Below are 11,773 nucleotides of genomic sequence, written 5' to 3'. Positions count from 1 at the left end.
ACCCGGCCAGGTGGGCGGCTCTAGTAGCCGCGCGCGCTCTGGTAGAGGTTGCGCAGCGGACGGCGCTGTCGATAACGGCTGAGGTTGTCCAGGAACAGCTCGGTGAGCACCTCGTTCTCCTCGGCCGCTGTCGAGGCGGAGTGCGGCGACACCAGGACGTTCGGCAGGTCCCACAAGGGCGAGGCATCGGGCAGCGGTTCGGTCTCGAACACGTCCAGCGCCGCCCCGTGAAGTCGACCTGCCCGCAGGGCGCTGATCAGCGCGGCCTCGTCGAGAACCTGGCCACGGGCCACGTTCACCACGATCGCCCCTTCGGGCAGCGACGCCACCCTGGCAGCGTTGATCAGGCCGCGGGTCTGCTCTGTCAACGGGCACGCGAGCACCAGCACGTCGGTGGCCGACAGCACGTCGTCCAGTTGCTCGGTGGCGATCATCCGGACGGTGTCGGCGACGTGGTAGGAGCCGCCGGCCCGGCCGACTCCGGTCACCCGCATGCCGAGCGCGTCATAGGCCTCGGCGATCCGCCGTCCGATCGAGCCCAGACCCACCACCGTCGCGCGGCGACCCGCCAGCTGCCCGCTGACATGGCGCTGCCAGTGGTGGCCTCGCTGATGGGCTTGTAATCGCGGGACATCCTTGATGAAGTGCAACGCGCCAGCCACCGCGAACTCGGCCAGCGGAGCCGCGTGCACGCCGGCGGCGGTGGTCATCACCAGGTCGCCGCGATCGAGGCCATAGCGCTGCACGAAGCCGCCGATGCCGGCGCTGGTGGCTTGCACCCAGCGCAGCCGCGGGGCGTTGGCCAGCAGGTCCGCCGGCGCGTGCCAGTCGAAATCGAAGGCGACGTCGGCCGCGGCCAGCAGCTCGGCCCAGCGGCGCTCGTCGGCCGCGGAGAGCTCCGGCGGCGTGCCCCCGTGGTCGTTGAGGTAACGCGGCCGCGGCAGCAGCTCAGGCGCGTACAGCACCTCACACCCGCCGCCGGCCGCGATCCGGTCGACGAACCGGGGTTCGAGATAGGTGGCGATCAGGATGCTGAGGCACTCGGCGCGGTGCTCAGGGACGGCTGCGCCCGGCCGGGTCCTCGGCGTCGCCTCAGCCATGCGTCGGGCTCAGGTAGTGCTCGTGCAGCGCCGCCTTGGCCACCGCCGGGTCCTTGCGTCGGAAAGCCGTCAGCAGCTTGGTGTGGCGCAGCACCGCCTCGGCCATGTCGATGCCCTGCCGATCCAGCGACGAGCGCATCAGCGCGCCCATCTGACCGTTGAGCGTGGACCACATCTCCACCAGCCGCGGATGTCCGCTGGCCTGCACTATCAGGCGGTGCAGCTCGATGTCGGCCTCGACAATGCCCGCCAGGTCCGCCTTGTCCGCGGCTAACTCCATCACCCCGATCGCCTCGGTCATGTCGGCCACCAACCCGCTGCGCACCGAGTCCCACACCTCGGCCAGACCGGCCGACTCAAGGACGTAACGGGCGTAGCAGGCCTCCACCACGTCCTCGGCCGACATCCGGGTCACGATGGTCTGCCGGCGTGGCTGTACCTCGACCAGGCGCTCGCCCTGCAACTCGCGCAATGCCGCGCGCACCGTCGTGCGGCTGACACCGAACTCGTCGGCGAGGTTCAGCTCGATCAATGGGGTGCCGGCGGGGAGCTCATTGTTCAGGATGCGCGAGCGCAGGATCTCGTGCACCGACTCAGGTAGCGAGCGGTGCCGCAAAATGCCGCGGCCGGCTTGCTCGCCTGCGTTCGAGCTCATTCGGTACTCCTTGCCGGTGGGTGACGGCCTTGGCCGGATTGGGCGTTACTCCTATTGTTCAGGCCTGCGCTTCGAGCGGGAAGTCGACCCACGCACGGGTGCGGTGCGCCCTCTCGAAGGCGTTGATGGTCTGCTGCACCAACGCCCCCTGGCGGAAGTCGCCCTGGTTCACGCTCGACCCGCTGAGGATCTCGTCGGTGAAGTCCCGCAGGACGTTGGAGTAGAACAGGAACGGCCACGGCTCCCGCGAGGTCCCGCCCGCCGGAAAGAACCGCTGTGGGATCTCGAGCTCGACGAACTCCACGGCGTCCTTCTTCGCGGCCTTGATGGTCTGGCAGATTCCGAACTCCTCGACCAGCCGGACGATGATGGCACCCTCCGAACCATAGATCCGGACTTCAATGCCGGGATAGTTGCCCACCGTCACGAACGCGGACTGCACCGAGGCCAGCCGGCCGCCTCCGAACTCGGCGATCCACATGTCGCCGTCGTCGATGTTCACCCGCGTCATCTCACCGGTCTCGCGCACCATCCGGTTCGGCACGAAGTTGCGCATGGTGCCCACCACGGATTGCAGCGGCGCGTCCATCCACCAATGCATGATGTCGATGACCGGAGCGCCGTAGCCCTCGATCGAGGAGACCGCGATGACATCGGGGTCCGCGGTGTCGCGCAGTTGCCGCAGCGGCGTCTGGGGGTCCAGCCACTGGCTGTTCTGCTCATAGGCGTTGAGCATGTACGGCTCGCCGATGTAGCCCTGGGAGAGGAGCTCCGCCGCGTACATCGTCGCGGGGGCGTAGCGGAAGGTGAAGCCGAGCTTGGTCTTGAGCCCCCTGCTCTCGGCGAGGTCGGCCGCGGCGATCACCTCGCGGAAGTCGGAGTGAACGGGCTTCTCGCACAGCACGTGCTTGCCGCCCTCCAACGCGGCCCAGGACACCTCGAAGTGGGACCGGTCCCCGGTCACCACGTCGATCACGTCGATGTCCGGATCGTCGGTCAGCTTGCGGTAGTCGCTCTCCAGCCGCGCGACGCCGAATTGCTCGCCGGCAGCCGCCAGCGCGTCGGCATCGGTGTCGGCCAGCGCCACCACCTCGACCCGGGGGTCGCGCTGCCAGCCGGGGATGTGGGAGCGAACGGCCCACCTGCCGGTTCCCACGACGCCTACTCGTAGTTTGTCCTGCGCCACTATGGTCTCCTGTTTCTCGTGCGTGCCCGCCGTCGCGGTGCTCGCTGGGTTCACTGGGCGGCGTTGTCCGCCGCGTGCATGGGTTCTATGGGTTGTCCGGGCGTGCGAGCGGCGGCCTCGGGCACCGCGGGCAGGGCCAGGTCGAGTTCGCCGTGGCGCCGGCAGCGCGCCTGGTGTCCGGCGGCCGTGGTCCCGATCTGCAGCAGCTCGGTGTGCCACTCGCCGCAGGCCGGCTCGGCGTAGGGACACCGGGGCACGAACCGGCACGCGGGTGTCAGGTTCATCAGCCTCGGCGGTGCGCCGGTGATGGTGGCCAGCGGCGCATCCCGGGCCACCGCGCCCGGCAGCGACTTCAGCAGCGCCGCGGTGTAGGGGTGCTTCGGCCGGCGGAGCAGCTCTCGGGTGTCGGCCAGCTCCACCAGCTGGCCGGCGTACATCACCCCGACGCGGTCGCAGATCTGCGCGATCACCGACAGGTCGTGGCTCACCAGCACCAGGCTCATGCCCAGGTCGCGCTGCAGGCCGATCAGCAGGCTGAGAATCTGGTCCTGGATGATCACGTCCAGGGCGGTGGTCGGCTCATCGGCGACCAGCACCCGCGGGTTGGCAGCCAGCGCGATCGCGATCAGCGTCCGCTGCAGCATTCCACCGCTGAACTGGTGCGGATAATCGCGCAGCCGCTTCTCGGGCACCGGGATTCCCACCCTGGTCATCAGCTCGATGACGCGTTTGCGCCGCTCGGACCGCGACATCGTCGAGTGCGCCGCCACGGCCTCGTCGAGCTGTGCGCCGATCCGGTGCACCGGGTTCAACGAGGTCATCGGATTCTGCGGAACCATCGACACGAAGTCGCCCCAGTAGCGGCGCATCCTCTTGGGTCCCAGGTCCAGCGCGTTGCCCTCCAGAACGCCGGGATAGGTCACCGAGCCGGTGTGCGTGGCGCGGGCGGAGGGCATCAGCCCGAGCAGCGACCGGCAGGTCACCGTCTTGCCGCTGCCGGTCTCGCCGACGATGCCCAGCACCTCACCGCGCCGGAGTTCGAGGGACACGTGGTCCACCGGCGTGACCGTCCCCGCCCGGGTGGGGATCCGCACGCACACGTCGCTTGCCCGCAGCACCACCGAGCGCGCGTCCTCAGCCATCGACGCGCCTTCCAGGTCAGCCGACAGCAGGCTCATCGGTTCGCTCCCAACAGCTCCGACAGGCCGTCGCCGATGAGGCTGAGCGACACCCCGAGCAGCACCAGCGCGGCGCCCGGCATGATCGAGAGGTACCAGTTGGACAGGATGAAGTTCTGACCCGCCGAGATCATCGACCCCCACTCCGGGGTGGGCTGGGCGATGCCCACCCCGAGAAAGCCGAGGGAGGCGCCGAGCAGGACGTTTCCCACCGCGTCGACCATCGCGAAGATGACCACGCCCGGAAGGACGCTGGGCAGCAGGTGCCGGAAGATGATGCGCGGGTGCGAGAAGCCGAGCGCCTTGGCGGCGATGACGTAGCCATAGCGTTTGGCCGACAGTGTCTGGCCGTGCGCGATGCGGGCGTAGCTCACCCAGCTCACCACCCATAGCGCGATGAACAGGTTCAGCAGGCTGGCCCCTAGGCTGGCGATGATCGCGATCACCAGCACGATGAAGGGAAAGGCGAAGAACAGATCCACGATCCGCATGATCACCGTGTCGGTGCGGCCACCGATGTGCGCGGCGACGAGGCCGATCAGGGTGCCGACGACAAGCGTCACCAGAGTGGCGCCGAAGGCGATCGCCAGGTCATAGCGGCCGCCGTAGAGAATCCGCGCCAGCACGTCCCGGCCGTACTCGTCGGTGCCGAGCAGGTGGCCCTTGGCGAACAGCGGGGCGAGCGGGTTCAGCGCGTCGATGGTGGTCGGAGAGTACGAGCTGAACAGCGGGGCGCCGACGCAGGCCACCACGAGCACCAGCAGCATGGCGCCGCCGAACAGCAGCGAGAACTTGCCCCGCAGCCGCCGAGGCAGCGGTATGCGGCGGCGCGAGCTTGCCGCTATCCGGGTCGCCGGTCGTTCCAGGACGAACATCTGCGATCTCCTAACCGGCCGCGAGCCGTGGGTCGATGGCGATGTGCACCGCGTCGGTGAGCAGGTTCACCAGCAGTACGAACAGCGCGAAGACCAGTGTCAGGCCCTGCACGACCGGGTAGTCGCGGGTCGACACGGCATTGACCAGCAGCGAGCCCAGGCCGGGCACCGAGAAGACGTTCTCGATCACCACCGTGCCCCCGACCAGGAAGGCCAGGTTCACCCCGAACACCACGACGACCGACATGCCGGCGTTGCGCAGGATATGGCGCAGCACCACCCGTCGCCACGGAATGCCCTTCAACAGCGCGGTGGTCACGAAGTCGGCGTTGATGGTCTCGATGACACTGGCCCGTAGCGAGCGGACCAGCACCGTCGAGAACGGCACCGCCAAGGTGATCGAAGGCAGAATCAGATGCCGGACGTGGCTGAGGAAGCCGCTGCCGTAGCCGTTGATGGGCAGGATCGGGATCTTCACCCCGAACACCAGGATCAGCAGCACTCCCAGCAGGAAGCCGGGCAGAGCGAAGCCGATGAGCAGGAAGATCCTGGTGCCCTGGTCGACCACTCCACCGCGGTGCAGCCCGGCGTACAGGCCCAGCGGAATGGACAGCGCCGCGGTGAAGATCCCGGCCATCACGATCAGGAACAGGGTCGAGCCCAGGCTGCTGACGATGAGGTGGCCCACCGAGGCGTCCAGGGAGTAGGAGTGGCCGAACGAGCCGGTCAGCGCACCGCGCACGAAACGCCAGTACTGGACGGCGATTCCCTGGTCGAGCCCCAGCGAGTGCCGGATCTGGGCCGCTCCCGCCGGGGTGTAGTGGTTGCCCAGGATGAGGGTGGCCGGGTCGCCCGGGACCAGCCGGATCAGGACGAAGGACACGACGGTGATGCCGATGATGATCGGCACCATCTGCAGCAGCCTGCGCCCGAGTAGGTGCAATCCAGCCATGATGTCCTCCGTCCTGCCTTCCGTGGTGGGGGTGCCGCGACGTCAGTGCTGGTCGACGGTGAGGCTCAGCAGCGAGTCGTTGTAGTTGCCCAGCGGCGAGACCTTGAAGCCGTGCACCCACTTGCCGCTGGCATAGCGGAACGGCGGGTAGATCAACGGCAGGTAGGGCGTCTGGTCGGACACCGTCTGCTGGATCTGGGCAGGTAGGGCGTCTGGTCGGACACCGTCTGCTGGATCTGCTTGTAGAGGTCCGCGCGCTTGGTCGTGTCCGTGGCCGACCTGGCTTGGTTGGTGAGCGCCACCCCGGCCGGGTCATTCCAGAACGTGTCGAACGAGCTCGAGCCGGCGTTGACGTCGACACCGAAGGTGACCACCTCGTCGGGGTCGATGATGTCGTTGGTCCAGTACCGCTCGCCGATGCCGTAGTTGCCGGTCTTCTCCTTGCCGTAGGCGGTGACGAGCTCATAGGCCTCGATCTTCACCGTGATGCCGATCTTGGCCAGCGAGTCCTTGATCACCACCGCCTCGGCCTGGCCCGCGGCGTCACCGCTGACCGTGATGATGTTGGTGCTGAAGCCGTTGGGGTAACCGGCTTGGGCCAGCAGCGACTTGGCCTTGGCGAGGTCCACGGTCGGTGTGGGCAGCTGGTCATTCCAGTACAGCATCTTGTAGGGCATGAACGAGGTCGCCGGCGTGCCCGCACCCTGGTAAGCCAGCGTGTTGATCTGGTTGAGGTCGACGGCGTAGCGGACCGCCTGGCGCACCTTGACGTTGGAGAAGTACTTGTCCTTGTTGGACAGCTGGATGAAGTCGACCCTGGTTGACGGGAAGAGGTCCAGGCTGAGCTTAGGGTCGGCCTTGATCTGCTTGCTCAGGTTGCCCGGTGGGTTCTCGATGACGTCGACGTTCTTGCTCTGCAGGTCGAGCACGCGGGTGTTGTCGTTGGTCACGATCTTGACCTTGACGTTGGCGATCTTGGGCTTGGCGCCGTAGAAGTTGTCGTTGCGCTTGAGGTCCACCTCGGACTCCGGCGCGTACGAGCTGACCACGAACGGCCCGCTTCCCACCGGATGGGTGAAGAAGGCGGCGCCTTGGGCCTGCACCAGCTTCTGCGGCAGCGCGGAGAACGCGTACATGGCGAGGTCGGCCAGCAGCGGGGCATGTGGCGCGGACAGGCTCACCACGACGGTCTTGGCATCCGGCGCAGTGATGGCCTTGACGGCGGTGATGAGAAAGCCCCAACCGCCGTCGTACTTCTTCGCCCGGTCGATCGAGAACTTGACGTCCGAGGCGGTGACGGGCGAGCCGTCGGAGAACTTCGCGTCGCGCAGCTTGAACGTGTACATCAGCCCGTCCGGGGAGATCGCCCACGATGTCGCCAGATCGGGCACGATCTTCGTGCCGGTGGGGTCTGGCTGCACGAGCCTGCTGTAGAGCGTCTGATCCAGCCAGATCGACTCGTTCACCGAGGACACCTCGGGATCCAGGGTGTCCACCTTGACCGGGTTGGCGATGACCAGGGTGTCGGACTGCTTCGCCGACGAGCCGTTGGATGAGGAGCTGCCGCCGCCAGAACCGCAGGCGGTCAGCACAAGCGCGCCGGCGAGCGCCGCGGCCAGGCCGGCGACTGGCAATGATCGTTTAGTCAACGGGCCTTTGCCCGCCGTGCTCGAAGGCGGAGGCGGTGCGGGGCGGGCTGTGGTCATGGCGTGTTCTCCCCTTGGGTGTTCGGTTACGGTGGCGGCAGCCGCGGTCAGGAGCTGCCTGGATCGAGCAAGTGAGCTGCACTACGAGCGGGATGGGCTGGCGTCGGCGGGGTGTGGGCTGGCCTCGCCCGCCGCTGCCTGGGCTGGATAGGCCGGTGGGCCGGTGTTCAGGTGGCAGGCGACCGTGCGGAACGCGGCCGGCCTGATCGTCAGCGGCACCTCGCGCCTGCAGACGTCCATCGCCTGCGGGCAACGCGGGTGAAAGACGCAGCCGCTGGGCGGTGAGATGGGATTGGGCATGTCACCGCCTACCGCCGGCTGCCGCGAGGTCTTGCGCAGGTGGAGTTCGGGAGCGGCGTCGAGCAGCGCCTTGGTGTAGGGGTGCAGCGGTCTGCGGAACAGCTCCGCGGTCGGCGCCTCCTCCACGACCCGTCCCAGGTACATCACCGCGATCCGCTCGCTCAGCCGGTGCACGACCGCCAGATCGTGGGTGATGAACACATAGGTCAGACCCAGGTCGCGGCGCAGCTGTTCGAAGAGGTTGAGCACCTGGGCCTGCACCGAGACGTCGAGAGCGGACACCGGCTCGTCGGCCACGATCAGCCTCGGCTTGACCGCCAGTGCCCTGGCGATGCTCACCCGCTGGCGGCCGCCGCCACTGAGCTGGCCAGGCCGCTGGTCGATCAGGTCGGCCGGAAAGCCGACCCTTGCCAGCAAGGACTCGGCTTCGGCCCTGCGCTCGGCGCCTGAGGACGTGCCGTGCACCGCGAGCACCTCTGCGATGGACACGCCGACAGATCGATACGGGTTCAAAGTGGAGTAGGGGTCCTGCAGGATGATCTGGATGCGCTCACGCAGCTGCATCGAACGCCCTCGGGAAGCCGTGAAGATGTTCTCGCCTTCGAAGTACACCTCGCCGGCGGTCGGCTGCTCCAGCCTCAGCAGCAGCCGGCCGAGGGTGCTCTTGCCCGAGCCGGTCTCACCCACCACGCCCAGTGTTTGACCACGGCGCACCTCGAGCGTCACGCCCTCGACGGCGCGCAGCACCTGGCCGGGCTCGCCGCGCAACCGAAGACCTGCTGCGCGGCGAACCGGAAAGTGCTTCGTCAGGCCCGCGGTGCGCAGCAGAGCCGGTGCATCAGCTGTGGTGGTGGTCAACGAGTTCCTGCCGTTTCCTGTGTCGCAAGTCTTGACGCCGACATCGGATACGCCCCGGTGATGGCTCCGGAGAGGGCACTCCGCCGTGCGTTGGTGGAACGTTAGGTCCTCAGTCGACAATCGTCAATGCATACTCAAAAAGTTGTTGAGGTTGAAACATTCGGCCTCGCTGTGAGTCCGCGTAAGCCATCAAGTGTAACGAAATGGCTGTGGTTATCAGGGCAACCTGATAACGCGGGCCGCTGTGCTTCGGCGGTCTACGTCTCATCAGACGTGCTTGACCGATTGTCGACTGTCGACTTAAGGTTCGGCCATCAGGTCGGCACAGCTGTCGCCGGCTCCCCCCTGCGCGCTCGGCGTGCGCGAACGGACAGGATGCAGATGGACGTCACGTATGACTTCTCCGGCAAGGTGGCGGTGGTGACGGGGGCGGCCAGGGGTGTCGGGCGGGCCACCGTAGCGGCGTTCGTGCACGCCGGAGCGCGGGTGATCGCGGCGGATCGAGACGCCGTAGGCCTGGCCGAAACCTGCGCACCCTACGGCGACGCTGTGCACGCCGTGAGTGCCGACATCAGCGCCGCCACGGGCGCACTGGCAATTGTATCCGCCGCGACCGGAGTGTTCGGGCGGCTGGATATCTGCGTCAACAACGCCGCGGTGGCGCCGCACGCCAGCCTCCTCGATGAGCGCGCCGAGGTGTGGGACGCGGTCTACGCCGTCAACTGCCGAGGTACGTTCTTGATGACGCAAGCGGCGGCCCGGGCGCTGATCGAGCAAGGGAACGGCGGCCGCATCATCAACTTCTCCTCCGGTGTCAGCAGCCGGGGGTCCGCCGGCGCGGCGACCTACGCGAGCAGCCGAGCCGCCACCGAGAGCTTCACCCGGGTAGCCGCCATCGAACTGGCGCCGCATGAGATCCTGGTGAACTGCGTCAGCCCCGGCCTCATCGACACCCAGCCCAAACCGCTGCCGCCCTCGATGGCCGAGAGCCTGGGTCGCCGTATCCCGGCGCTGCCGCTGGCCCGGCCCGGCCTGCCTGCGGAGGTCGCCAACCTCGTGCTCTGGCTCAGCTCGGCGGGGGCCAGCTACGTCACCGGCGCCCTATACAGCGTCGACGGGGGCGCCGGGGTCGGTGGCCGCACCACCGGAAAGGTGGTGGACGAGGACGTCCGCTACGACTGGGTGACCGGGCGCGACCGGAGCGCGGCAAGCGGCTGAGGGACCGTGCGGTCGACAGCGGTGAGGCGGCCGCCGTTTCGCTGAATCCGCGCCCCAGCGCGTCGATGCGCTTCGCTTCTCGCGCGACGGACACGATCTCTTGGGTGACGAGATCGATGGTCTCGGGAAAGAAGTGGTCTTGCCAGACGTGCGGTCCGTCCGACTGCTCGTCCGCGGGGCCGCGGGTTGGACGCCATGCCGCGACGGTCAGGCCACCACGGTGCAGACATCCAAGGCGAGCAGGGCGAGAGCACACGCGCAGGTCAGTACCTCCAAACCGGTACTGCCTCGTTCGGCGCGTGCGCGAGCGCCGCGTCGCCCGGCCCGTAGTGCAGCGTCGAGTGTCGGCAAGATTCATCATCAGGCGCAGGTCGCTGCCGTACGGCGCCGCCCAGATCTGCTGCACACTCCCGCCCGTCGCCTCCGCGTGGGCCTTGCGCACCCGCTCGAGCAGATCGGAGTCCGCGCTGAGCCGTCCTGACTCGAAGGTGCCTCCCCACCACTGCACCTCCACCGGGTGGCGCGGAGCCACGGATCGCCAGCGCTCGCCTCGGCGACCGCTTGCTCGAACTCAGCCCGGGCGCGTTCGACCGGCTCGTCCAGCATCACGCCGAGGCGACCCGCCGCGACCAGCAGATCCGGCACCGTCGGCGCCCACTCACCCGATCGGACCGAGCCGATCGAGATCGGATACGGCAGCTGCCACCGGGACGCGAGCGGATCGGGATTTCGGTTACGCCGATCCTCCAGTTCGCGCAACGCACGGAAGATCGGCCAGAACTTCTCGACCGCGCTCACACCCGACATCCGGCGCGCTGCGTGCGTGGCACGGCCTGGCACCAATAGGCGGAAGGTCAGAGATCCGGCGTTGGCCGGGAAGAGGTCAAGTCCCGTCGGCTCTGGGATAACGCAGGTATCGGCACGCCAGCCACGCCCGATGGCGGCATAGCTGCCCATGCCGCCATCCTCCTCCCCCTGCACCGACGCGAATAGCAGGTCGCCGCCGAGCGGAACGTCTAGCTACTGCAGCGCCCGGACGGCGAGCAGCGCCGAGACGAGGCCGCCCTTCATGTCGCAGGCGCCGCGGCCGTACACCACCCCGTCGGCGATGCGTCCGGCGAGCGGATTTCGGTCGGCCCACGAGCCGAGATCACCGGGTGGGCACAACATCGATGTGGGCGTTGAGCATGACACTGCGTCCGTCGCCGCTCCCCTTCCGGCGGCCGACGAGCCCCCATGCATCGGCGCGTTCCACCTCGATGCCGGGAAACTGGGGTTCGTCGGTGAGGGCATCCAGCGGCACCGGCCAATGGTCGGCGCCCCCTTGGTTCTGGTCTGGGGGCTCGCTCGCGACCTTGCTGTGGCGCGAGCGCTGCAAGGCCCGAGGCCTCAGCGTCCCGGCCATCAGATTTGCCGCCGTCGGGCTCGGCGGAGTCCCGCTGATCATCCTCGGCACTTGGGCGGCGCTGCTCGTCACCGGCTGACAGATGACGAGTGCCTCCCGCGCCGACGCCCGGCCGGAAATGACAGCAGTTGGCTCACCGGCGACGACCTCGCCCTGGAGCTCGCCACCCTCGTCCTGGGCGTGCTGACCGCCGAAGCGCTACTCCACTCGCCGCTGATGACACCACTGGTCCTGGTCCTGCTCGTGGTGATACACCGCAGCTCCCTCGTGCGCCGACTTCAGCACGGGGCCACCACCGACGCCAAGACCGGGCTGCTCAATGCGGCCGGGTGGCGCCAGC

Annotated in this window: 13 protein-coding genes and 1 pseudogene; 3 read left to right on the top strand and 11 right to left on the bottom strand. The window is 68.1% G+C overall.

The window, feature by feature from the left end:
• Positions 1 to 20: 20 nt before the first annotated feature.
• The 9 genes from RM423_RS18980 to RM423_RS18940 all read right to left on the bottom strand — a co-directional run bounded on the left by RM423_RS18980 (position 21) and on the right by RM423_RS18940 (position 8,810).
• Positions 21 to 1,100 (bottom strand): D-2-hydroxyacid dehydrogenase, encoded by a 1,080-nt coding sequence (locus RM423_RS18980; protein WP_311424619.1) that lies wholly within the window; start codon positions 1,098 to 1,100, stop codon positions 21 to 23.
• Positions 1,093 to 1,755 carry a GntR family transcriptional regulator gene (locus RM423_RS18975; RefSeq protein ID WP_311424618.1) on the bottom strand — a complete coding sequence of 221 codons (663 nt, stop codon included), beginning with the start codon at positions 1,753 to 1,755 and terminating at the stop codon, positions 1,093 to 1,095. Before RM423_RS18975 ends, RM423_RS18980 begins: the two co-directional genes overlap by 8 nt.
• 58 nt (positions 1,756 to 1,813) lie before the next feature.
• Positions 1,814 to 2,941 carry a Gfo/Idh/MocA family protein gene (locus RM423_RS18970; protein ID WP_311424617.1) on the bottom strand — a complete coding sequence of 376 codons (1,128 nt, stop codon included), beginning with the start codon at positions 2,939 to 2,941 and terminating at the stop codon, positions 1,814 to 1,816.
• A 50-nt stretch (positions 2,942 to 2,991) separates the two neighbouring features.
• On the bottom strand, positions 2,992 to 4,119 hold the full coding sequence (locus tag RM423_RS18965; RefSeq protein ID WP_311424616.1) for an ABC transporter ATP-binding protein: 1,128 nt from the start codon (positions 4,117 to 4,119) through the stop codon (positions 2,992 to 2,994).
• Complete coding sequence (locus tag RM423_RS18960; RefSeq protein WP_311424615.1) at positions 4,116 to 4,994, bottom strand: ABC transporter permease; 879 nt, start codon at positions 4,992 to 4,994, stop codon at positions 4,116 to 4,118. The genes RM423_RS18965 and RM423_RS18960 overlap by 4 nt, the downstream gene beginning before the upstream one ends.
• A 10-nt stretch (positions 4,995 to 5,004) precedes the next feature.
• On the bottom strand, positions 5,005 to 5,946 hold the full coding sequence (locus RM423_RS18955) for an ABC transporter permease (protein WP_311424614.1): 942 nt from the start codon (positions 5,944 to 5,946) through the stop codon (positions 5,005 to 5,007).
• 42 nt (positions 5,947 to 5,988) lie between these two features.
• Positions 5,989 to 6,129 carry a hypothetical protein gene (locus RM423_RS18950; RefSeq protein WP_311424613.1) on the bottom strand — a complete coding sequence of 47 codons (141 nt, stop codon included), beginning with the start codon at positions 6,127 to 6,129 and terminating at the stop codon, positions 5,989 to 5,991.
• Positions 6,099 to 7,652 carry an ABC transporter substrate-binding protein gene (locus tag RM423_RS18945; protein ID WP_311424612.1) on the bottom strand — a complete coding sequence of 518 codons (1,554 nt, stop codon included), beginning with the start codon at positions 7,650 to 7,652 and terminating at the stop codon, positions 6,099 to 6,101. The genes RM423_RS18950 and RM423_RS18945 overlap by 31 nt, the downstream gene beginning before the upstream one ends.
• Before the next feature lie 81 nt (positions 7,653 to 7,733).
• A complete protein-coding gene (locus RM423_RS18940; RefSeq protein ID WP_311424611.1) occupies positions 7,734 to 8,810 on the bottom strand; it encodes an ABC transporter ATP-binding protein in 1,077 nt (358 codons plus the stop codon).
• 381 nt (positions 8,811 to 9,191) lie between these two features.
• Between RM423_RS18940 and RM423_RS18935 the strand changes: the two genes are divergently transcribed.
• Positions 9,192 to 10,028, top strand: coding sequence for an SDR family NAD(P)-dependent oxidoreductase (locus RM423_RS18935; protein WP_311424610.1), 837 nt, complete (start codon positions 9,192 to 9,194; stop codon positions 10,026 to 10,028).
• Between the two features lie 360 nt (positions 10,029 to 10,388).
• On the opposite strand, the gene RM423_RS25825 is transcribed toward RM423_RS18935, so the two are convergent.
• Together RM423_RS25825 and RM423_RS18930 are read right to left on the bottom strand one after the other, a co-directional pair.
• Positions 10,389 to 10,985 carry a peptidase dimerization domain-containing protein gene (locus RM423_RS25825; RefSeq protein WP_396327789.1) on the bottom strand — a complete coding sequence of 199 codons (597 nt, stop codon included), beginning with the start codon at positions 10,983 to 10,985 and terminating at the stop codon, positions 10,389 to 10,391.
• Between the two features lie 63 nt (positions 10,986 to 11,048).
• The gene (locus tag RM423_RS18930) at positions 11,049 to 11,198 is read right to left on the bottom strand and encodes a M20/M25/M40 family metallo-hydrolase (RefSeq protein ID WP_311424609.1); all 150 of its coding nucleotides are present in this window, start codon (positions 11,196 to 11,198) and stop codon (positions 11,049 to 11,051) included.
• A 113-nt stretch (positions 11,199 to 11,311) separates the two neighbouring features.
• Between RM423_RS18930 and RM423_RS18925 the strand changes: the two genes are divergently transcribed.
• Together RM423_RS18925 and RM423_RS18920 are read left to right on the top strand one after the other, a co-directional pair.
• On the top strand, positions 11,312 to 11,512 hold the full coding sequence (locus RM423_RS18925) for a hypothetical protein (RefSeq protein WP_311424608.1): 201 nt from the start codon (positions 11,312 to 11,314) through the stop codon (positions 11,510 to 11,512).
• Positions 11,485 to 11,773: pseudogene (locus tag RM423_RS18920) on the top strand (hypothetical protein); the annotation flags it as partial. The gene RM423_RS18925 and the pseudogene RM423_RS18920, both read left to right, overlap by 28 nt.

This window comes from Jatrophihabitans lederbergiae (assembly GCF_031845305.1).
Classification (GTDB): Bacteria; Actinomycetota; Actinomycetes; order Mycobacteriales; family Jatrophihabitantaceae; genus Jatrophihabitans_A; species Jatrophihabitans_A lederbergiae.
Note: the sequence above shows the minus strand (reverse complement) of the source record. Positions and strands in the feature narration are given on the sequence as shown.

Coding starts and splice junctions, on each gene's coding strand:
- RM423_RS18980 (WP_311424619.1), bottom strand. CDS start 1,100: ATGGCTGAGGCGACGCCGAGGACCCGGCCGGGCGCAGCCGTCCCTGAG.
- RM423_RS18975 (WP_311424618.1), bottom strand. CDS start 1,755: ATGAGCTCGAACGCAGGCGAGCAAGCCGGCCGCGGCATTTTGCGGCAC.
- RM423_RS18965 (WP_311424616.1), bottom strand. CDS start 4,119: ATGAGCCTGCTGTCGGCTGACCTGGAAGGCGCGTCGATGGCTGAGGAC.
- RM423_RS18960 (WP_311424615.1), bottom strand. CDS start 4,994: ATGTTCGTCCTGGAACGACCGGCGACCCGGATAGCGGCAAGCTCGCGC.
- RM423_RS18955 (WP_311424614.1), bottom strand. CDS start 5,946: ATGGCTGGATTGCACCTACTCGGGCGCAGGCTGCTGCAGATGGTGCCG.
- RM423_RS18945 (WP_311424612.1), bottom strand. CDS start 7,652: ATGACCACAGCCCGCCCCGCACCGCCTCCGCCTTCGAGCACGGCGGGC.
- RM423_RS18935 (WP_311424610.1), top strand. CDS start 9,192: ATGGACGTCACGTATGACTTCTCCGGCAAGGTGGCGGTGGTGACGGGG.
- RM423_RS25825 (WP_396327789.1), bottom strand. CDS start 10,985: ATGGGCAGCTATGCCGCCATCGGGCGTGGCTGGCGTGCCGATACCTGC.
- RM423_RS18930 (WP_311424609.1), bottom strand. CDS start 11,198: ATGTTGTGCCCACCCGGTGATCTCGGCTCGTGGGCCGACCGAAATCCG.